General features: G+C 64.1%; 18 protein-coding genes. 8 read left to right on the forward strand and 10 right to left on the reverse strand.

The features are described from left to right. Positions 1-89 precede the first annotated feature (89 nt). Positions 90-1,451, forward strand: coding sequence for a glucarate dehydratase (gene gudD / locus P3T18_RS12070; protein ID WP_429300163.1), 1,362 nt, complete (start codon positions 90-92; stop codon positions 1,449-1,451). 27 nt (positions 1,452-1,478) lie between these two features. Here the strand turns inward: gudD and P3T18_RS12075 are convergent, their stop codons facing one another. From P3T18_RS12075 to P3T18_RS12085, 3 genes are all read right to left on the reverse strand, one after another. Next, positions 1,479-2,987: an MFS transporter gene (locus P3T18_RS12075; protein WP_429301072.1), complete on the reverse strand. Its 1,509-nt coding sequence runs from the start codon at positions 2,985-2,987 to the stop codon at positions 1,479-1,481. Between the two features lie 337 nt (positions 2,988-3,324). Beyond that, positions 3,325-3,780: a type II 3-dehydroquinate dehydratase gene (locus tag P3T18_RS12080; protein WP_429300164.1), complete on the reverse strand. Its 456-nt coding sequence runs from the start codon at positions 3,778-3,780 to the stop codon at positions 3,325-3,327. Positions 3,781-3,846: 66 nt separating this feature from the next. After that, positions 3,847-5,187, reverse strand: a complete 1,341-nt coding sequence (locus P3T18_RS12085; protein WP_429301073.1) for an MFS transporter — start codon at positions 5,185-5,187, stop codon at positions 3,847-3,849. A 206-nt stretch (positions 5,188-5,393) separates the two neighbouring features. Here P3T18_RS12085 and P3T18_RS12090 point away from each other — a divergent pair, with 206 nt between their 5' ends. Continuing rightward, the gene (locus P3T18_RS12090; protein ID WP_429300165.1) at positions 5,394-6,176 is read left to right on the forward strand and encodes an IclR family transcriptional regulator; all 783 of its coding nucleotides are present in this window, start codon (positions 5,394-5,396) and stop codon (positions 6,174-6,176) included. A 45-nt stretch (positions 6,177-6,221) separates the two neighbouring features. Here the strand turns inward: P3T18_RS12090 and P3T18_RS12095 are convergent, their stop codons facing one another. Beyond that, a complete protein-coding gene (locus P3T18_RS12095) occupies positions 6,222-7,289 on the reverse strand; it encodes an SDR family oxidoreductase (RefSeq protein WP_429300166.1) in 1,068 nt (355 codons plus the stop codon). A 165-nt stretch (positions 7,290-7,454) separates the two neighbouring features. Beyond that, positions 7,455-8,354: an aldo/keto reductase family oxidoreductase gene (locus tag P3T18_RS12100; RefSeq protein WP_429300167.1), complete on the reverse strand. Its 900-nt coding sequence runs from the start codon at positions 8,352-8,354 to the stop codon at positions 7,455-7,457. 100 nt (positions 8,355-8,454) lie between these two features. Between P3T18_RS12100 and P3T18_RS12105 the strand changes: the two genes are divergently transcribed. From P3T18_RS12105 to P3T18_RS12115, 3 genes are all read left to right on the forward strand, one after another. Next, the gene (locus P3T18_RS12105) at positions 8,455-9,369 is read left to right on the forward strand and encodes a LysR family transcriptional regulator (RefSeq protein WP_429300168.1); all 915 of its coding nucleotides are present in this window, start codon (positions 8,455-8,457) and stop codon (positions 9,367-9,369) included. Positions 9,370-9,439: 70 nt separating this feature from the next. Next, on the forward strand, positions 9,440-10,162 hold the full coding sequence (locus P3T18_RS12110) for a dienelactone hydrolase family protein (protein ID WP_429300169.1): 723 nt from the start codon (positions 9,440-9,442) through the stop codon (positions 10,160-10,162). Positions 10,163-10,434: 272 nt separating this feature from the next. After that, the gene (locus tag P3T18_RS12115; RefSeq protein ID WP_429300170.1) at positions 10,435-12,021 is read left to right on the forward strand and encodes an alpha/beta hydrolase family protein; all 1,587 of its coding nucleotides are present in this window, start codon (positions 10,435-10,437) and stop codon (positions 12,019-12,021) included. Between the two features lie 63 nt (positions 12,022-12,084). Here P3T18_RS12115 and P3T18_RS12120 read toward each other — a convergent pair whose 3' ends face one another. Continuing rightward, the gene (locus tag P3T18_RS12120) at positions 12,085-12,690 is read right to left on the reverse strand and encodes a methylated-DNA--[protein]-cysteine S-methyltransferase (protein ID WP_429300171.1); all 606 of its coding nucleotides are present in this window, start codon (positions 12,688-12,690) and stop codon (positions 12,085-12,087) included. A gap of 290 nt (positions 12,691-12,980) precedes the next feature. On the opposite strand from P3T18_RS12120, the gene P3T18_RS12125 reads away from it, so the two are divergent. Continuing rightward, on the forward strand, positions 12,981-14,330 hold the full coding sequence (locus P3T18_RS12125; protein WP_429300172.1) for a leucine-rich repeat-containing protein kinase family protein: 1,350 nt from the start codon (positions 12,981-12,983) through the stop codon (positions 14,328-14,330). Continuing rightward, the gene (locus tag P3T18_RS12130) at positions 14,327-15,286 is read left to right on the forward strand and encodes a substrate-binding domain-containing protein (RefSeq protein ID WP_429300173.1); all 960 of its coding nucleotides are present in this window, start codon (positions 14,327-14,329) and stop codon (positions 15,284-15,286) included. The genes P3T18_RS12125 and P3T18_RS12130 overlap by 4 nt, the downstream gene beginning before the upstream one ends. A gap of 55 nt (positions 15,287-15,341) precedes the next feature. Here the strand turns inward: P3T18_RS12130 and P3T18_RS12135 are convergent, their stop codons facing one another. From P3T18_RS12135 to P3T18_RS12150, 4 genes are all read right to left on the reverse strand, one after another. Continuing rightward, on the reverse strand, positions 15,342-15,773 hold the full coding sequence (locus tag P3T18_RS12135; RefSeq protein ID WP_429300174.1) for a PRC-barrel domain-containing protein: 432 nt from the start codon (positions 15,771-15,773) through the stop codon (positions 15,342-15,344). Between the two features lie 158 nt (positions 15,774-15,931). Continuing rightward, complete coding sequence (locus tag P3T18_RS12140) at positions 15,932-16,504, reverse strand: chromate transporter (RefSeq protein ID WP_429300175.1); 573 nt, start codon at positions 16,502-16,504, stop codon at positions 15,932-15,934. Positions 16,505-16,507: 3 nt separating this feature from the next. Beyond that, entirely contained in the window at positions 16,508-17,074 is a 567-nt protein-coding gene (locus P3T18_RS12145) for a chromate transporter (RefSeq protein WP_429300176.1), read from the reverse strand. Between the two features lie 283 nt (positions 17,075-17,357). After that, on the reverse strand, positions 17,358-18,179 hold the full coding sequence (locus tag P3T18_RS12150) for an alpha/beta fold hydrolase (protein ID WP_429301074.1): 822 nt from the start codon (positions 18,177-18,179) through the stop codon (positions 17,358-17,360). A gap of 555 nt (positions 18,180-18,734) precedes the next feature. Here P3T18_RS12150 and P3T18_RS12155 point away from each other — a divergent pair. Beyond that, positions 18,735-19,106 (forward strand): BON domain-containing protein, encoded by a 372-nt coding sequence (locus P3T18_RS12155; protein WP_429300177.1) that lies wholly within the window; start codon positions 18,735-18,737, stop codon positions 19,104-19,106. Positions 19,107-19,235 lie beyond the last annotated feature (129 nt).

The raw sequence follows: 19,235 nt of genomic DNA on the forward strand, positions 1-19,235 counted from the left end.
CCTGAACGACACGGCGCGGCGGCCCGGCTCATGGCCGAACCGCGCGCTTATCCAACTTCACTCGCAGGCTTAACCCGCCGATCACTATCATGTCCACGAATACTGCCCAATCGAACGTTACACCGAACGCCACGCCGATCGTCACCGAACTGCGCGTCGTGCCCGTCGCCGGTCGTGACAGCATGTTGCTGAACCTGAGCGGCGCGCACGGTCCGTTCTTCACGCGCAACGTCGTCATTCTGCGTGACAGCGCGGGACACGTCGGCGTCGGCGAAGTGCCGGGCGGCGAAAGCATCCGCAAGACCATCGACGACGCGCGTCCGCTCGTGGTCGGTCAGTCGATCGGCAATCTGCAGGCGATGTTGAACAAGGCGCGCACGCAATTCGCCGACCGCGACGTGGGCGGCCGTGGTTTGCAGACCTTCGATCTGCGCACGACGATTCACGCCGTCACCGCGCTCGAAGCCGCGCTGCTCGACCTGCTCGGCCAGCATCTCGGCGTGCCGGTTGCGGCGCTGCTCGGCGAAGGCCAGCAACGCGACGAAGTGGAAATGCTCGGCTATCTGTTCTACATCGGCGATCGCAACAAGACCGATCTGGCGTATGCGAGCGGCGCGGACGGACGCGACGACTGGGAGCGCGTGCGTACCGAAGTCGCGATGACGCCCGAAGCCGTGGTGCGTCTTGCCGAAGCCGCGCAGGCGCGCTACGGCTTCAACGACTTCAAGCTCAAGGGCGGCGTGCTCGCGGGCGACGCGGAAATCGAAGCGGTCACGGCGATCGCCGAACGCTTCCCGGATGCACGCGTCACGCTCGACCCGAACGGCGCGTGGTCGCTGGCGGAAGCGGTGCGTTTGTGCCGCGACCAGCACGACGTGCTCGCCTATGCGGAAGATCCGTGCGGCGCGGAAAACGGCTATTCGGGCCGCGAAGTGATGGCCGAGTTCCGTCGCGCAACCGGCCTGCCGACCGCCACCAACATGATCGCGACCGACTGGCGCCAGATGGGCCACGCGATCCAGTTGCAATCGGTGGACATTCCGCTTGCCGATCCGCATTTCTGGACCATGCAGGGTTCGGTGCGTGTGGCGCAGATGTGCAACGACTGGGGCCTGACGTGGGGCTCGCACTCGAATAACCACTTCGATATTTCGCTCGCCATGTTCACGCATGTCGCGGCGGCCGCGCCGGGCAAGATCACGGCAATCGATACGCACTGGATCTGGCAGGACGGTCAGCGTCTGACGCGCGATCCGTTGCAGATTGTCGGCGGCAAGGTGAAGGTGCCGCAGAAGGCGGGGCTCGGCATCGAGCTGGACATGGACGAACTGGAGAAGGCGCACGCGCTGTATCAGCAGCACGGCCTCGGCGCGCGCGACGACGGCGTGGCCATGCAATATCTGATTCCGAACTGGAAGTTCGACAACAAGCGGCCGTGCCTGGTGCGCTGAACGCGCGGTAAATCTGGGCCGATAGGCTCAGGCGCGGCGGAACACCACGTGTGAAATCCGCTGCACCAGCAAGGCCGCCGCAAGCGCGGCCACGGCGGTCAGCCAGACGCCGATGTGAATGGACTGCACCAGCGCGTCGCGCGCCGTGTCGATCAGCACCAGCGGGTCGATGCCGGACGGCTTCATGTCGGCGATCAGTTTCGTGCGCGACGCTTCGTCGATCAGAATGCGCAGGTCGACGAAACGCGGCCGCCATTGCGCGGCGGCCGGCGCGCCGAGTACGTTGATGGTGCGCGTGACCACGTCGCGGTAATGATGCGCGACCACCGTTGCGACGATGCTCGTGCCGAGCATGCCGCCCACCATACGCGTGGATTGCAGCAGCGCCGTGGTGATGCCGAAGCGCTCGCGCCCGGCGATCTCCTGACCGAACACATTCAGATTGTTGAGGATGAAACCGAGGCCGATGCCCACGGCCCCCATCGGCAATTCGATCCAGACGTGCGGCGTGTCCGGATTGGCGAACGCCAGCGCGATCGACGCGAACAGCAGCAAGGCAAAACCGATAGAAAGAATCTGCGTGGGCTTTTTCATGTGAATCACCACGCGCGTGTTCAGCAGACTGCCGAGCGCGATGCAGGCGGCGATCGGCGTGGCGAGCAGACCGGCCTGTTGCGGCGACAGTCCGAAGCCGCCTTGCAGGAGCAGCGGCGCGAAGAAGATCAGCGAGAACATCACGAAGCCGGACAGAAAGCCGAGAATGAAGAGCGTGACGAGTTGCGCGTCTTTGAAGAGATCGAGCGGAATGATCGGATGCGTGGCGCGGCGTTCGCAGATCAGCAGCGCAACGGTGCCGCCGATCACGCAGACGCCGAGCGCCAGATTGCCGGCCGTGAGACCGTCTTTCGGCACGGCTTCGATAAAAGCCTGCAGGCAGCCCAGCACACCCGCCACGAGCGCGGCGCCGAGCCAGTCGATCTTGACCTCGCCTTCATGCGGACGGCTGAACGTGGGCAGATGCGCCCAGATGAAATAGAGCGCGGCGGCGCCCACCGGCAGGTTGATGAGAAACGTGGAGCGCCAGCCCCAGTGCTCGCTCATCCAGCCGCCGAGCGACGGACCGGCGGCGGTGCCGATGCCGTAAGCCGCCGCCATCACCACTTGCCAGCGCACCCGCGCGCGTGGATCGGGGAACAGATCGGGAATCGACGCGAACGCGGTGCCGACCATCATGCCGCCGCCCACGCCTTGCAGTCCGCGCGCGAGCACGAGGAACAGCATGTTGTTGGCGACACCGCACAGCACCGAAGCCACCGTGAAGGTGATGACCGCCGCGATCACGAAACGCTTGCGGCCAAAGTAGTCGCCGAGACGGCCGAACACGGGAACGGTGACCACCGAAGCCAGCAGGTACGCGCTGGCAATCCACGCGTAGTACTCGAAGCCGTGCAGCTCGGCCACGATGGAGGGCAGTGCGGTGCTGACGACGGTCTGGTCGAGGGCGACCAGCATGTTGACGAGGCCGATGCCGAGCATCGCGAAGAGGGCGTTACGGAAAGGCAGGGCGGTCGCGGAGGGAGTCACGGATCGGGCTGGGTTGGGCTTCGGATGAGGGCGAAAACATCGGCTACGCGTCTGACTGCGCGATTGAAAACCGCGCCTGAAGACTGAGCGTCAAGACTAACACTTGCCTTCAAGTTGTCAGACTTCATTCTGCGCATTATACGGGTTTTCCCTTATTCATGCGCATTTTTTAGGCAGATGTGACGCGCCTCGCCTTGTCCCTTGGCAGTTCCTCCGCTGCAACACCTTCATATATGACGTCTGGCAACATGGCCTGCCGCTGGAGCGCCGGCAGCCTGAACGCCTTGCTTCAGCCGAAGTTCGGACTTTTGCCGAGCGCCATCGCCATGGCCTGCAAGGCGACGAGATAGCCGTTCGCGCCGAGTCCGCAGATCACGCCGGTGGCGGCGCGCGATACCAGCGAGTGCCGGTAGGTTTCGTCGCGCTTGTGGATGTTGGTGATGTGCAGTTCGATCAACGGTTGCTGGATCAGCTTGACCGCGTCGAACACCGGCACCGAGGCGAACGAAAAGCCCGCCGGATTGATGATGACGGCGGCGTCGCACTCGAAGGCCTCCTGCAGCCAGTCGACCATGGTCGCTTCGCTGTTGGTCTGGCGAAACTCGCAGCGCAGTTCCAGTTTGCCCGCCAGGGTCCGGACCTGCTGCTCGATCTGCGCGAGCGTGGTCGAGCCGTACAGATGCGGCTCGCGCTTGCCGAGCATGTTGAGGTTCGAGCCGTTCAGCACGTAAATAAGGTCAGTCATCTTTCATGTCGCCTGTTTGCGGAATTCGGAAATGCGTGGTCGTGCCACGTCGGGCACGACCTTGTTTCAGGTGCGGTGGCTGTTGCCGATGCCGGCCGCGGTAAAGCCGGTTTCGCCCGTCACGGCCGCGGTGGAGTCGGCGCGATTCATGTCGATGCCGAGCGTCTCGCGAGCGGTCAGGATCATCACGAGCGAGATCACGTTGAAGACGACGCACACCGCGACGACGCCCCACGGCGAACCGTTGCACACTGAGAACAGCCATACCGCCAGCACCGGCATCGGGCCGCCGGCAATCAGATTCGCGCCGGTGTAGGCGAGCGCCGAGCCGGAATAGCGCACGTTGGTCGGGAAGGCTTCGGCGAATGCGACCGGCTGGATGCCGCTCTGGAATTGCGTGAAGCCGAGGAAGAAACCCATCGCCGCGAGCATCGGCACGAAACTCTTCGTGTCGAGAATCTGGAAGTACACGAACAGCATCAGCAGCGTGGCGATCGAACCGATGGCGAGTGCTTTCTTGCGGCCGATCCGGTCGCTCAGCATGCCGCCCGCGAGGGCCCCGACGATCGCGCACACATTGGCGCCCATCAGCAGCAGAAAGCCGGTCTGCTTCGGAATCGCGAGCGTCTTGGTGATGTAGCTGAGCGAGAACACCACGATCAGATAGAAGATCGCAGCCGGTCCGCAGAAGAACAGCATCCAGCGCAGGACGGTGCGCCAGTGCAGGCGCAGTGCATCGCGCAACGGACTGCCCACGTGGACCACTTCGGTCTTGCGCAAGGCGACGAACGCCGGCGTTTCGCTGACCCGCAGGCGGATATAGACGCCGACCACCACCAGGATGAAGCTCAGTATGAAAGGAATGCGCCAGCCGTAGGCGTCGAAGGCCTGCGCGGTCATGGTCGAGGAAAGCAGCAGCAGGACGCCGTTGGCCATGATCTGACTGAGCGGCGAGCACAGGCCGAGCAGTCCCGAGTATTTGCCGCGCCGGTCGGCGCTGGCGTGTTCGATGGCCATCAATTGCGCGCCGGTCGATTCGCCGCCGAGCGCGAAGCCTTGCAGAATGCGCAGAAGCACCAGCAGAACCGGCGCCCATACGCCGATGCTTGCGTAGGTCGGCAACAGGCCCATCAGCATCGAGGCGAGGCCCATCACGGTGACGGTGCCGAGCATCAGATTGCGGCGGCCGAGTTTGTCGCCGAGATGGCCGCAGATGATCGCGCCAAGCGGCCGCGCGGCCAGCCCGACGCCGAACGTGGCGAGCGAGGCCAGCAGCGCCGAGGTCGAGTCCATGGCGGGGAAAAATAGCTTGGGCAATACCGTCGCGGCGAGCGCGCCGTACAGCGTGAAGTCGAACCACTCGAGCGCCGTGCCGATGGCCGCAGCGGTAACGGCGCGCGTTCTCATGGCGCCGTGCGACGCGGCCGCGGAGGCCGCTTGCGCCGACGATGCGGCGTGTGTGTCCTGATTCATCTCGTCTCCTTTGTCGATTCCCGGGAAGCTGTTTGCGCAACCTTGAACCGAGCTTAGCATCGGTAGGTGGGACACCATTCCAGGGTGGAATCTCATCTCATAATGTGCAAAACTGCCGCTGGAAAACGAAGGAGACACTCATGCCCGGCGTGACCGAACGCACCCTCGCGGTACTCGAATATCTCGCCACGCAGATGGAAGGCACGCCGCTCGCCATGATCGCCGACGAGCTCGATATCCCGCGCAGCGCGTGTCATCGTCTGCTGACGGATCTCAAGCAATGCGGTTACGTGCGCCAGTTGCGCGAGCACGGCGATTACGTGCTGACCACCAAACTCGTCGGTTTAGGATTGGGCTTTCTCGCGACGTCGGGAATCGTCGACATCGCGCAGACGATGCTCGACCGGCTCGCCGAGACGTCCGGCGAACTGGTGCGGCTGGCTATCGTGGATGGAGACAGACTGACCTGGGTAGCCAAGGCGCAGGGCGCGCTCAAAGGCTTGCGCTACGACCCGGACATGGGCATGGACACGATCCTCTCGTGCAGCGCCACGGGTCATGCATGGATGATGACGATGACCGACGAGCGCGCACTCGAACTGGTGTCGCGCCAGGGTTTCGGACAGCCGAAGCAGTACGGCCCGAATGCGCCGACCACCATCGCCGCGTTGCTGAAGTTCGTGCACGCCGCGCGCGAACGCGGCTATGCCACCATCAACGAAGTGTTCGCACCCGGCATGACGGCGATGGCCGCGCCTTTGCAGCGGCGCGGCTATCCGGCTTTGGGCGTGATCAGCATTGCCGGGCCGCTGGTGCGGCTCGACGAGAAACGCATGGCGAGTCTCGGTCCCAAACTACTGGCGGCCGCCGCGGAACTGACGGCCGCGAGCCATGCCTCGCCGCTGTTCAATCGCACACGCTGACGGGCATTCGGCGCACTCGCGCGTTGCGCGTTTCGTGCGCGACGGTTATTGCGGAATGATCCGCTCGGCCTTCAGACGGTCGAACAATGCGAAGAACGCGTCGGGCGTGCTCTGATAATCGAGGAAGCCCGCCACGCGACTCTTCGTCATATCGGTGAGCACTTCCATCGGACGGCCGAGGTCGGCGTCCGTGTGCCACCACGACGCCAGCTTGCCGATATCCGCTTCTTTCAGACCGAAGCGCGCGGCAATCTCCGACCATGCGTTGCCGGCATCCTGCATGCGGCCTTCGAGCGGACGCACGGTGCCGTCGAAGGGCGCGGCTTCGATGCCGAAGTATCCGGCGATGAGCGGCCACAACCACTGCCAGCGGAACACGTCGCCGTTCACCACGTTGAAGTCTTCGTTGCGCGCATTCTCGGCAGTCGCCGCCCATTCGAGGTGCCGCGCGAGCAGACGGGCGTCGGTCATGTCGGTGAGACTGTTCCATTGCGCGGCCGAACCGGGGAACACGAACGGCTGCCCGGTCTGCTTGCATAGCGTGGCGTAGACGGCGAGCGTCACGCCCATGTTCATCGCATTGCCGAGCGCGTAGCCGATGATGGTGTGCGGACGATGCACGCTCCAGCTGAAGCCGTCGCGTTGCGCGGCTTCGAACAGACGGTCTTCCTGCTCGTAGTAGAAGTTGTCGACCGGCTGGCGGCCCTGCTCCTCGCGAAACGGCGTGATCGGCACCGCGCCGGTCGCGTAGGCTTCGAACGGTCCGAGGTAATGCTTCAGACCCGTCACGAGCGCGGCGTGCTGAAGCGTGCCGGTGGGACCCACGGCGTCGAGCACGTGGCGCACCATCGCACCGTTCACGCGGATGTTTTCTTTCTCCGTCGCCTGGCGCGACCAGGCCGTGAGAAACACATGCGTGAAGCGCTTGCCGGCCAGCGCCTCGCTGACGGATTGCGCGGAAGTGAGGTCGGCGGCGATCGACTCGATGGCCGGCGAAACCGCGGAGCGACCGCGTGAGAGTCCGGCGACGTGCCAGCCGTTGGCGATCAGCCGGTCGGCGAGATTGCTTCCCACGATCCCGCTTGCGCCGATGATGAGTGCCTGTTTGTCCATGAGTTTCAAGCTCGAAAAATGAAATGCCTGTCGGCGCGGAGCGGTTTTGCAACCGGTTCGAACGAACGGTCTCCGCGGACCCAATGCGTGTGCACCGAAGCTTAACCGACCTGCGTGAAAGAGGTCGGTCCAGCCGGCAGGCGGATTCGAGCCTGAACGGCGCGCTCAGTGTCCGGCCGCACCCGCATCGTGCGTGCCGCTCCTGCCGATCGCATCGAGTTCGGCGAGCACCGCGTCCGTCAGCTTCAGATTCGCCGCCTGCAGGTTTTCACGCAGATGCGCGACCGACGACGTGCCCGGAATCAGCAAGATATTCGGCGAGCGATGCAGCAGCCAGGCGAGCGCCACCTGCATCGGCGTCGCGCCGATCTTCTGCGCGAGCGTGTTCAGTCCCGACGACTGGATCGGCGTGAAGCCGCCGAGCGGGAAGAACGGCACGTACGCGATGCCTTGCGCCGCGAGCGAATCGACCAGCGCGTCGTCGGTGCGTTGCACGAGGTTGTAGTGATTCTGCACGCAGACTACGTCGACCATCTTCTGCGCTTCGGCGATCTGCGTGGCCGTCACGTTGCTCAGGCCGATGTGCCGCACGAGTCCCTTGCGCTGAAGTTCGGCCAGCGCCGTGACTTCTTTTTCGATCGAGCCTTCCGAGGGCGCGTGAATGTCGCCCATGATCCGCAGGTTGACCACGTCGAGCGCGTCGAGACCCAGGTTGCGCAGATTGTCGTGCGTGCCGCGTTCGATGTCGGCCCGTTCGAGCGCGGGGAGCCAGCCGCCCTTGTCGTCGCGGACCGCGCCGAGCTTGGTCACGATCGTGAGGTCGCCGGGATACGGATGCAGCGCTTCGCGAATGATCTGGTTGGTGACGTGCGGGCCGTAGAAGTCGCTCGTGTCGATGTGATTGACGCCCGACGCCACTGCCTCGCGCAGCACGGCCAGCGCCGCCGCGCGATCCTTCGGCGGGCCGAACACGCCGGGGCCGGCCAGTTGCATGGCGCCATAGCCCATGCGGCGCACCGCACGTCCGGCAAACTGAAAGGTGTCCTGCGAGTGGATGTCCGTCATGGTGTTCTCCTTGATGAGGTCGACACAGTATGGAAGCGTTTGCGCTGTTCGATAATCCGATCTAAATTGAACGGGTTGTTTCGAAAATTGAACAGTGACCATGGAATTCAACGATCTCGCCGCCTTCGTTTCGGTCGCCCAGGCGGGCGGCTTTCGCGACGCCGCGCGTGTCAGCGGCGTGTCGGCGTCGAGCCTGAGCATTGCGGTGCGGCGCCTCGAAGCGAAGCTCGGGCTGCGGCTGCTGAACCGTACCACGCGCAGCGTCGCGCCCACCGAAGCGGGTTTGCGTCTGATGGAGCGGATCACGCCGCTCTTCAGCGAAATGGAAGCCTCGCTCGACGTGCTCAACGGTTTCCGCGACAAACCCACCGGCACGCTCAAGCTGAACGTGCCGTCCAGCGCCGCGCGCATCGTGCTGCCCGGCGTCGTGGCGGCGTTTCTGAAAGCCTACCCCGACATTCGGGTGGAAGTGGTGGTCGAGGACGGTTTCGTGGACGTGTTGTCGATCGGCTGCGACGCGGGCATCCGCTACGACGAGCGGCTCGAACAGGACATGATCGCCGTGCCGATCGGGCCGCGCGTGCAGCGCTTCGCCACCGCCGCGTCGCCGGGTTATCTCGACCTGCATGGACGCCCGACGCATCCGCGTGAGTTGCTCTCGCATGCCTGTTTGCGCGGCCAGTTCGCGGGCGGCGCCAAGCCCACCTGGGATTTCGAGCGCGACGGCGAGATTCTGCGGCTGGACCCGTCCGGGCCGCTGCTGGTGCGTCCCGGCGCGGCCATGGATCTGGCCGTGAGCGCGGCGGTTGCCGGTGTGGGCGTGATTCATCTGTTCGAGGACATGCTGCGTCCGCAACTCGACAGCGGCGCGCTGGAACCGATTCTGGAGCCGTGGTGGCAGCGCTTTTCCGGGCCGTTTCTCTACTATCCCGGACGCCGCCATCTGCCCGCGCCGCTGCGCGCATTCGTCGATTTTCTGAAGGCGGGAGAACAGGCCGCCGCGCCGGTCGTGTAATGGAAGCGAGCATGCAGGCGCGGTGTCGTCGGGGCTATGCTAGCGCTTCCGTTCACCCGAGGAGCATCCGATGAAAAAGACCGCAGGTTCGATGATCACGTACAGCCGCCCGGACGGCAAGGACGTGCAGGGTTATATCGCCAAACCGAAGAAGCTCGAAGGCGCACCGGCTATCGTCGTGATTCAGGAGTGGTGGGGTTTGAACGACCAGATTCGCGGCGTCGCCGACCGTTATGCCGAAGCCGGCTACGTCGCGCTGGTGCCCGATCTGTTTCGCGGCAAGTCGACGGTCGAAGAAGCCGAGGCGAGCCATCTGCTCGGCGAACTCGATTTCGCCGACGCCGCGACCCAGGACATTCGTGGTGCCGTGCAATATCTGAAGCAGCAGTCGGCGCGTGTCGGCGTGACCGGCTATTGCATGGGCGGCGCGCTGACGCTGCTCGCGCTGTGCAATGTGCCCGAGGTATCGGCCGGTGTGGTGTGGTACGGCTTTCCGCCGCTGGAATACATCGACCCGTCGAAGATCACCGCGCCGTTGATCGCTCACTGGGCGACCCAGGACGAGTTCTTCACCGCCGACGTGGTCGATCAGCTGGAAGGCAAGCTGAAGGACGGCAAGGTCGATTTCGAGTTCCACCGCTATCTCGCGCACCACGCCTTCGCCAACGAAGACGCAGTCGGGCCGGGCCGCATTCCGCGCACGCAGTTCGACCCGGTGTGGTCGCAGCAGGCATGGGACCGCACGCTGACTTTCTTCGGCCGCACGCTGTGGGAGCCGCTCGGCACGAAATGATGTTTCGGTGCGAGGCCTCGGCCGACCGCGCCCGGCTCGTACCACGTCGAAACCGGCACGTTTCGGGCGGCGCCGCTGGCCTCGATCGCTTCGCGCGACGCGCCGGCCGGCGCCTGTAGTGTCGAGCCGCCATTCCCGGGCGCTATTTCGCCAACGCACGCGCACCTCGACGAGCTTCGTCGTCAAACACGAAGCCGCCCGCTTTCGGTTTACCTATACTCCTGACACTCTGCAAGGCCACCTAGCCGAACAACAATACGTAGGAGCCCAACATGTCCGCAGCGGTACGTAGCGCAGCCCTCGTGCTGCTGACTGGTTTCGCGCTGGGCGCCAGTGTGAATGTCGAGGCGGATTCCCGGTGCGACAGCGCGTGCCGCGGACGTGGCGAGCTACTCGATCAACGTGTGACGTTACGGCTCAGCGCAGCGGCCTTTGCGAAACTGCTCGCGTCGAATGCGTCGGGGCAGCAACTCGCCCAGCTTGCTGGCACGCCGGTTTGCGGCGTCGATATCGTCACGTATCGCTATCGCACGATCGGCGGCGCGGGCGAGGCCACCACCGCGAGCGGCGCGCTGATGATCCCGACCGGACGCGCCACGGCATGCAGCGGCGCGCGTCCGTTGATGATCTATGCGCACGGCACCACTGCGTATCGCAACTACAACCTCGCCGACATCACGCAGACCGATCCCGGCAACGTGGACGGCGCGGGCGAAGGCATCGGCGTCGCGGCCATTTACGCGGCGCAAGGCTATATGGTCGTGGCTTCGAACTATGCGGGCTACGCGGGCTCCGATCTGCCGTATCACCCGTATCTGAACGGCGACCAGCAATCGGCCGACGTCATCGACTCGCTGCGCGCGGCGCGTACCGTCTTGAACGCGACACGGAGCGATAAACGGCCGCGCGAAAACGGCAAGCTCTTCGTGACGGGATACTCGCAAGGCGGCTATGTGGCGATGGCGACGCATCGTGCGTTGCAGGCGGCGGGTGTGAACGTGACGGCCGCCGCGCCCGGTTCGGGGCCCTACGCGCTCGCCGCCACTGCCGACGCACTCATCGAAGGCGAGGTGAATCTCGGTTCCACGTTGTTCACGGTGCTCGTCGTGACGGGCTATCAGCAGGCCTATGGGAACCTGTATCGCAGGCCGGGCGACTTCTACGAAGCGGCCTACGCGCCCGGCATCGAGAATCTGCTGCCCAGTGTGCAGTCGCTCGACACGCTGTTTGCAAAAGGCAAGCTGCCGCCGCTGCATCTTTTCAGCAGCACACCGCCCGCACCGCAATTCGCCGACCTGACGCCGCCCACTGCGCCGCCGCTTGCGCCGCCCGCGCTGACGCCGCTGTTCGCTTCCGGATTCGGCAGCGGCGACCTCGTGCGCAATTCGTATCGTCTGGGTCTTCTCGAAGACGCCATGGCGAATCCCGATGGCGCTTTCCCGAACGCGACCTCGGCGCTGCTGCCGGCGGCGCGTCCGGCGCAGCCGCTGCGTCAGGCGTTCAAACGCAACGATTTGCGCAACTGGGTGCCGCGCGCGCCGGTGCTGATGTGCGGCGGCAACTCCGATCCCACGGTGTTCTTTTTCAACGCGCGTATCGAGCAGGCTTACTGGAAAAACGCAGGCGTACCCGCTGGATTGACCTCGGTGCTGGACGTGGACTCGCCGGCTTCCGGCGCGTCCGATCCGTATGCGCCGATCAAGCAGGGCTTCGCCGCAGCCAAGGCCGAGCTCGCCAGTCAGGCGGTGGCCGCAGGCGCGACCGACGGCGGCGCGTCGGCCGTATTACAGGCTTATCACGGCGAACTGGTGGCGTCGTTCTGCATGATCGCGGCGCGTGCGTTCTTCGATAACTTCTGAGCCGTCTTCACGACACGCGAGTTGGCGCGACGCAGCCGCGCCTCTGCATGCCCTCGCGGACACTCAATTGCCGAACAGCGTGGCCTGCGTGCCATATTCCGGCGAGGGCGCGGTACGCGCGGGCTTCGCTCTGGGCCGCGACGGCGCCTGCTTCGGCGGATTGCCGGCATGCGCGGCTTCAAGCGAGGTTTGTCCCGCTTCCAGCGACAGCAGGAACATCTTGTTCGCCAGTCCGCCCGCAAAGCCAGTCAGTTCACCGGACGCGCCGATCACCCGATGACACGGCGCCACGATCGAAATCGGATTCCTGCCGTTGGCCGCGCCGACCGCCCGCACCGCATTCACGCTGCCGATCTGCGCGGCGATATCGGAGTAGCTGCGCGTTTCGCCGAACGGAATGGTCAGCAGCGCGTGCCAGACCTTCTTCTGGAATTCCGTGCCCTGAAAGTCGAGCGCGAGATCGAAACCGTCTCGCGTGCCGGCAAAGTATTCGTTCAGTTGCCGCTCGGCTTCGAGCAGGATCGGGCTTTCGTTCGCTTCGCTCATCTCCGGCAGGCGCACGCGGTTGGGCTTGTCGTTCTCCCACAGAATCGCGGCGAGGCACTCGCCTTTTGCAACGAGTGTCAGTTTGCCGACCGGCGAGTCCATCAACTTGTATGCGTATGTCACTGTGCTGCTCCTGAACCGATTGGAAGGCGCGCTGTCCGTGCGCTGCGCATGCATGCGCGCTGCAACGGGAACGCCGTATGACTACCTTAATCCACTGCTGCGGCGCGAACACACCGGATCTTGCGGTGTCGTTGCCTGCGCCATTCAACAGACATGCTAACGGCTTTCGGCGTGCCTGCCTATGCGCGGACTCGCGCCGGAGCGAAACGCGCGGCGCGACTTGCCGCGCGACTCAGTAGAATTGGGGCTTCGGCAGGAGATTGGCCGGCAACCGGAATTTTTTTAACACTGTGAACAGCACCAGCACTCTCGAACAACTGCGGACAGGACAACTGGCCGGCGCGCGCCGCCTCAGTCTTTCGTGCGGACTCAGCGAATTCCCGCGCGAGATTTTCGATCTGGCCGACACGCTGGAAATTCTCGACCTCTCCGGCAATGCGCTCACGGCGCTTCCCGACGATTTGCCTCGCCTCCACAAACTGCGCGTGGTGTTCGCGTCGAACAATCCGTTTACCGAATTGCCGGAAGTGCTTGGCGAGTGTTCGCAACTGAGCATGGTGGGCTTCAAGGCTAACCGTATTCGTCGCGTATCGGGCCGCGCATTGCCGCCGCAACTGCGCTGGCTGATTCTCACCGACAACGAAATCGAAACCTTGCCGCGCGAGATCGGCGGTTGTGCGCAATTGCAGAAGCTGATGCTGGCCGGCAATCGTCTGCGAAGTCTGCCTGACGAACTGGCCCGCTGCACGCGGCTCGAACTGCTGCGGCTTGCCGCGAACCGTCTCGACGCACTGCCGGACTGGCTGGCGGAGATGCCGCGTCTTGCGTGGCTCGCTTATGCGGGCAATCCGTTGAGCGAACCGCTGGAACATGCGGCGCTGGTCGATGAACCGATTGCGGAAATCGAGTGGGATCATCTGACGCTGGAGCAGCAGTTAGGCGAGGGCGCGTCGGGCGTGATCTATCGCGCGAGCCTGAATAGCCGCGAGAGTGATAGCGCCGCGCCGCGACCGGTTGCCGTGAAACTCTTCAAAGGCGTGGTGACCAGCGACGGTCTGCCCGACTGCGAAATGGCCGCCTGTATTCATGGCGCCGATCATCCGAATCTGATTCCCGTCGTGGGAAAAGTGCAGGGTCATCCGGACCAGACACATGGCCTCGTGATGGCGTTGATCGATCCGGCGTTCCGCAATCTGGCCGGGCCGCCGAGTTTCGACTCGTGCACGCGCGACGTATACGCCGCAGACACGCGCTTTGACTCGGCGTCTGCGGTGCAACTCGCTCACGGCATCGCGTCGGCGGCGGCTCATCTGCATGCGAAGGGCGTCATGCATGGCGATCTGTACGCGCACAATATTCTTCATCGCGGACAGGGCAGTGCGCTGCTCGGCGATTTTGGCGCGGCGTCTTTTTACGGCACCGGTTCTCAACAGGGCCGCGTCTGGCAGCGTCTCGAAGTGCGCGCCTTCGGCTGCCTGCTGGAAGAGTTGATCGAGCGTTGCGACGACTTGCACGCCGAGCCCGCGATCGCCGCGACGCTGCTCGCACTGAAAGCGGCATGTCTGAACGATGTGCCGCGCGAACGGCCGTTGTTCGACGACATCGCGTCGCGGTTGTCGAGTCCAGGAGATCGTAGATGAAGCAGGGAATGCGTCGCCGTGTGATGGTTGCCGGTGCGCTCGCCGCTGCCGGACTCGTGGGCGCGCCGTGGGTCCGCGCGGCGCAGGGCGGTCCGGTGAAGATCGGCCTCGTGCTGAAGTCGCTCGGCGATCCGTTCACCGTCGAGATGACCCGCGCCGCGCAGAATTATCAGAAACACTACACGTCGCAGTTTTCGCTGACCCTGCGCGGTACGACCTCCGAGAGCGACACCGCTTCGCAGATACGCATGGTCGACGACATGATCAAGGCGCGCATGGACGCCATCGTGATCGCCCCGACCGACTCCAAAGCGCTCACGGCAGTGGTGGCGCGCGGCATCAAGGCCGGCATCATCGTGATCACGATCGACAATCCGCTCGACGACGCCGCGCAGGACGCCGCACACATTTCCGTGCCGTTCGTGGGGCCGAACAACCGCAAGGGCGCGACGCTCGTCGGCCGCTATCTGGCGAGCAAACTGCTGGCGGGCGCCCAGGTCGGCATCGTGGAAGGCAGCACGGCCGATCGCAATGCGCGCGAGCGCACGGCCGGCTTCAGCGAGGCGATGAACGCGGCTGACATGAAGATCGTCGCGGTGCGTTCGGGTGAGTGGGAGTACGCCGCCGGCCGCGACGTCGCTTCGAAAATGCTGGTCGAGAATCCGCAATTGCGCGCCTTGATGTGCGCAAACGACAACATGGCGATGGGTGCCGTCGACGCGATTCGCGACGCGGGACGCACGGGCGGCGTGCTGGTCACCGGATACAACGATATCGAGGCCGTGAAGCCGTTGATCGCGGACGGCCGCGTGCTGGCCACGGTCGATCAGTTCGGCGAACGTCAGGCGGTATTCGGCATGGACGTGGCCTTGAAAGCGGTGACGGAAGGACGCAAGCAGTCGGCGTTGTCGAAGGTCATCGAAACGCCGCTGCAACTGATCACGCGTCCGGCTTGAGGCAGCGTGCCGGCAGACGCCCGGCACCCGCCGTCACGCCGCTTGATGACACGACTTATTCCGCCTTGACCTTTTTCGGCTTGGTCGCTTTTTCCAGCTTGTTGTACTGGAATTCAGGCACGGATTTCAGCGCGTCTTTCGTGGCGCCGGCGAGGAACAGATTGCCGTCGCGAATCTCGAAGTGGTCGACCGGAATAGCCACATAGTGCTTGCCCATGCCGAGGAATCCACCCACCGACACCACCGCGTAAGTGGCCTTACGGTCGGGTGCAATGATCACGTCGTAAATGCTGCCGATCTTGTCGTTCAGATCGTTGTAAACGGGCTCGTCGACCAGCGCACGGCGCACGCTCCAGCCCTTGAGCAAGGCGTTGGTCTGTTCGACCGTGCCGCCGAGCGGCTGCAATCCGGCAACCTGTGCCATCGCACCTTGCGACGCGAGAATCGCGGCGAGGGCGCCTGCGCAAACCAGTGTCTTGACCTTCATAAGCGGCTCCTGAATGTTGAGGGTTCGTTATCCGTTCCGGAGCCTTGAGCAGCACGTGACGTGCCTGATCGCTGAAGCAGACGCAGGTTCGCTTCAGCAGACGAGTCTCTGCGTGGGTATGACTGGATAGCGCAGCCAGCGCGTGTCCGTGCTGCGCCTTAGCTGGTCACGTGCATCTGAAGCATGGCCGGCAACGCGAAGTTCAGTTCGCCGATTCCGAGTAGCAGCAATGCGCCTGCAAGCAGAAGCAGGAGCGGATTGATCCGGCTGCTGAGCAGAACGGCCAGTGAAGCGAGCGCGATGGCCTTGGCGGGAAGCCCGCCATCGAGCGACTTCAGCAGCACCCAACCGGCCGCGAGAATCATGCCGGAGGCAACCGGACGCAGCCCGCGTTCGAGCGCCAGCTGCCAGGCCGCGCCCTTGTAGCGGGCCCATACGTGAGTGACGCCGTAGATGAGGATGCCGGTTGGCGCGAGCAGGGCCAGGGTGGCAACCACGGCGCCCCAGAAGCCGGCGATCTGCCAGCCGATCAAGGTGGCCAGCAGCGAGCCGGGGCCGGGCGCCATGCGTGAGATGGCGAAGTCGGCGGCGAACTGCGCATGGGTCATCCAGCCATGCACGTCCACCACCTGCCGTTGAATGTCGGCGACGATGGCTTGGCCGCCGCCAATCGTCACGAGCGACAGCGGCGCGAAGACCGCTGCAATCTGTAAGAGAACGCGTGCCGACATCGCTTATGCCCTGCGCAGATTGAGATATTCGAGCAACACGCTCAGACCGCCCGCGACCAGCACGACCCACACCAGCGGCAGACGCAGGATGCCCACCGCGACGAAGGTGCCGGCGAGAAAGATCATCGGGATCAGCTTGCGCGGCACGCGCCGCGCCGTGGTCACGCCCATGGAAAGCGACAGACCCGTAGCTGCGGCGGCCGCGCCCGCCAGCAACACGTGCGCGATGGGGAATTGCAGCAGATGGCTGAACAGCGTGCCGAGCACGATGATCAGAATGGCCGGCGGCACGATGATGCCGGCAACCGCGAGCAGCGCGCCACGCCAGCCGAGCAGACGGTGGCCGATCCATATCGCCATGTTCTTGACGTTGATGCCCGGCAGCGCCTGCGAGATGGCGAGACCGTTCAGGAAGTCTTCTTCGCTGATCCAGTCGCGGTCCTGCACGAACTCGCGCAACAGCCATCCGCTCAGTCCGCCACCGAAACTCGTCATGCCGATACGGCTGAAAATCAGAAACAACCCGGTCAAGGTCGGTGGGGGAGTCGGGGTGGCTGTCTGTTGGGACATTGAAAGTTCCGGCGGATGAGCGGTTGACGGCGGCCATATTGGCGCCGTCGTGCGCGAGGCGAGCCTGGGTCGGTCGAAAAAATTATATCAACCGTGGCTTCTGCACGGCACGCTGGAACGATTGCGAAGGAAGGGACGAGGCACGCGCATCATGAAGGCGCGAGGGGGGCGGGAGAAGTGGATGCGAGAAACGGGTGCGAAAAGCGGGTACAAGAAGCGGCAAGAAAAAACGATCGGCCGGGCGACGGTGTGAATCAGGCAACCGTCGCCCGTCGTGCTGCTTTTAGCTTTGCAGGAACGCGAGCAGGTCGGCATTCACCTTGTCGGCTTCCGTCGTGCACATGCCGTGCGGCGCGCCCGGATAGACCTTGAGCGTCGCGTTCTTCACGATCTTCGCCGACATGCGGCCGGCCTGGTCGATCGGAACGATCTGGTCGTCGTCACCGTGCAGCACCAGCGTCGGAACGTCGATCTTCTTCAAGTCTTCGGTGTAGTCCACTTCGGAGAACTGCTTGATACATTCGTACTGACCGAGCACCGAACCGGCCATGCCTTCGCGCCAGAATTCGTCGATCGTGCCTTGCTCCACTTTCGCATTCGGACGGTTGAAGCCGTAGAACGGCACCGCGAGGTCCTTAAAGAACTGCGAGCGGTTGCTTGCCGTGCTCGCGCGGATGCCGTCGAACACCGACATCGGCAGGCCGTTCGGATTGCTTTCCGTCTTCAGCATGATCGGCGGCACTGCGCCGATCAGCACGACCTTCGACACGCGCGACGTGCCGTGACGGCCGATGTAATGCGCGATTTCACCACCACCCGTGGAATGACCCACGAGCATCGCGCCCTTCAGATCAAGCGCGTTGATGACCGCGGCCAGATCGTCGGCGTACGTGTCCATGTCGTTGCCGTACGAAGGCTGATCCGAACGGCCATGACCGCGGCGATCGTGAGCGATCACGCGGTAGCCCTTCTGCACCAGAAACAGCATTTGCGGGTCCCACGCATCCGCGTCGAGCGGCCAGCCGTGCGAGAACACGACCGGCTTGCCCTTGCCCCAGTCCTTGAAATAGATGCGCGTACCGTCTTTAGTCGTGACCGTGTTCATTGCGTGATGCTCTCCATGATGAGGGTGGGATGCATTGCCCGCTGCCGGGCCGGTAGCGGTTGCCGCCGCCATGGCGGCGCCCGGCACGGCCATCGCCGCGACCGCTGCGCCGGCAGCGCCAGCGCCGGCGACGAGCAGTTGCCGGCGATTCGGTGAGGGGATGCCGTTGTTCGTCTGGTTTGTGGTAGCCAAGATTTTCTCCAGTCATGCGCTGTTGTCGACGTTGCCGGCCGTCATCGCGAGACGGCCGGTCTAGCCTGAATCGTACGTTTCCAGGGGCCGTCCTGAACTTCAGAATGATTAAAAATCCTTAACGCACGAAGAAATATTTCCATGGCGATTCGCCCGACGTCGGCGGTGCGCTTCGCTTCGTGCGCGCTTAGGGACGGCGCTTAGGGAAGCGCTTATGCACGCTTAGGGACGTTTAACAAGGTTTAATCGGCTCTGCAAAGCAAACCTGCCTACCATGAGTTAGCTTCGACAGGGATAGCCCTGCATGACCGTCACGGTCGACGAAGCCGATTTCTATCTAACCAGAGTCATCAGGATTACATCATGCGAATTTCCGCGTTCATGACGGCATGCGGCGCCGCCGCCGTTTTTGCTTCCCAGCTCGTTTGCGGCGCAGCCGTTGCGCAAACGACCACCGACGCAGCGGCATCGCAAACAGCCGCACCCGCGAGCAGGAAAGCCGTGCGCGCCGAGAACCATCAAGTGTCCAGGGCAGTGCGGCACGCGCTCAATACGACCAAAGGCCTGACCGCCAGCAATATCGCCATCGTGGTGAAGGGCGGCGTGGTTTCGCTCGTGGGCACGGTGCCGGTCGAGTCGCAGATCGCCTTGGCGGGCGACGTTGCGAAACGCGCCGCGCACGCGGATTCCATCGACAACCGTCTGAGCGTTGCCGAGGAAGGCGGCGGTTCCTGACGCGGTGTCCGATGTGTGCACCGGTCCCCGACCGGGCCGATTCAACGTATTGCAGTTCACGCACGAACTGCAATACGGCCGGCTGCGCGGCCGTATTCGTCGCGCGACCCGAGCCGTCAACCAGGAGTC

Origin of the sequence: Paraburkholderia sp. GAS199 (genome assembly GCF_050436585.1) — a bacterium.
Lineage (GTDB): Bacteria > Pseudomonadota > Gammaproteobacteria > Burkholderiales > Burkholderiaceae > Paraburkholderia.

Excerpts from the sequence above, each read along its gene's own strand:
- P3T18_RS12155 (WP_429300177.1), top strand. The coding sequence starts at position 18,735 with ATGCGAATTTCCGCGTTCATGACGGCATGCGGCGCCGCCGCCGTTTTT.
- gudD (WP_429300163.1), top strand. The coding sequence starts at position 90 with ATGTCCACGAATACTGCCCAATCGAACGTTACACCGAACGCCACGCCG.
- P3T18_RS12080 (WP_429300164.1), bottom strand. The coding sequence starts at position 3,780 with ATGACTGACCTTATTTACGTGCTGAACGGCTCGAACCTCAACATGCTC.
- P3T18_RS12130 (WP_429300173.1), top strand. The coding sequence starts at position 14,327 with ATGAAGCAGGGAATGCGTCGCCGTGTGATGGTTGCCGGTGCGCTCGCC.
- P3T18_RS12110 (WP_429300169.1), top strand. The coding sequence starts at position 9,440 with ATGAAAAAGACCGCAGGTTCGATGATCACGTACAGCCGCCCGGACGGC.
- P3T18_RS12090 (WP_429300165.1), top strand. The coding sequence starts at position 5,394 with ATGCCCGGCGTGACCGAACGCACCCTCGCGGTACTCGAATATCTCGCC.
- P3T18_RS12095 (WP_429300166.1), bottom strand. The coding sequence starts at position 7,289 with ATGGACAAACAGGCACTCATCATCGGCGCAAGCGGGATCGTGGGAAGC.
- P3T18_RS12150 (WP_429301074.1), bottom strand. The coding sequence starts at position 18,179 with ATGAACACGGTCACGACTAAAGACGGTACGCGCATCTATTTCAAGGAC.
- P3T18_RS12135 (WP_429300174.1), bottom strand. The coding sequence starts at position 15,773 with ATGAAGGTCAAGACACTGGTTTGCGCAGGCGCCCTCGCCGCGATTCTC.
- P3T18_RS12075 (WP_429301072.1), bottom strand. The coding sequence starts at position 2,987 with ATGCTCGGCATCGGCCTCGTCAACATGCTGGTCGCCCTCGACCAGACC.
- P3T18_RS12105 (WP_429300168.1), top strand. The coding sequence starts at position 8,455 with ATGGAATTCAACGATCTCGCCGCCTTCGTTTCGGTCGCCCAGGCGGGC.
- P3T18_RS12145 (WP_429300176.1), bottom strand. The coding sequence starts at position 17,074 with ATGTCCCAACAGACAGCCACCCCGACTCCCCCACCGACCTTGACCGGG.
- P3T18_RS12140 (WP_429300175.1), bottom strand. The coding sequence starts at position 16,504 with ATGTCGGCACGCGTTCTCTTACAGATTGCAGCGGTCTTCGCGCCGCTG.
- P3T18_RS12085 (WP_429301073.1), bottom strand. The coding sequence starts at position 5,187 with ATGAGAACGCGCGCCGTTACCGCTGCGGCCATCGGCACGGCGCTCGAG.
- P3T18_RS12115 (WP_429300170.1), top strand. The coding sequence starts at position 10,435 with ATGTCCGCAGCGGTACGTAGCGCAGCCCTCGTGCTGCTGACTGGTTTC.
- P3T18_RS12100 (WP_429300167.1), bottom strand. The coding sequence starts at position 8,354 with ATGACGGACATCCACTCGCAGGACACCTTTCAGTTTGCCGGACGTGCG.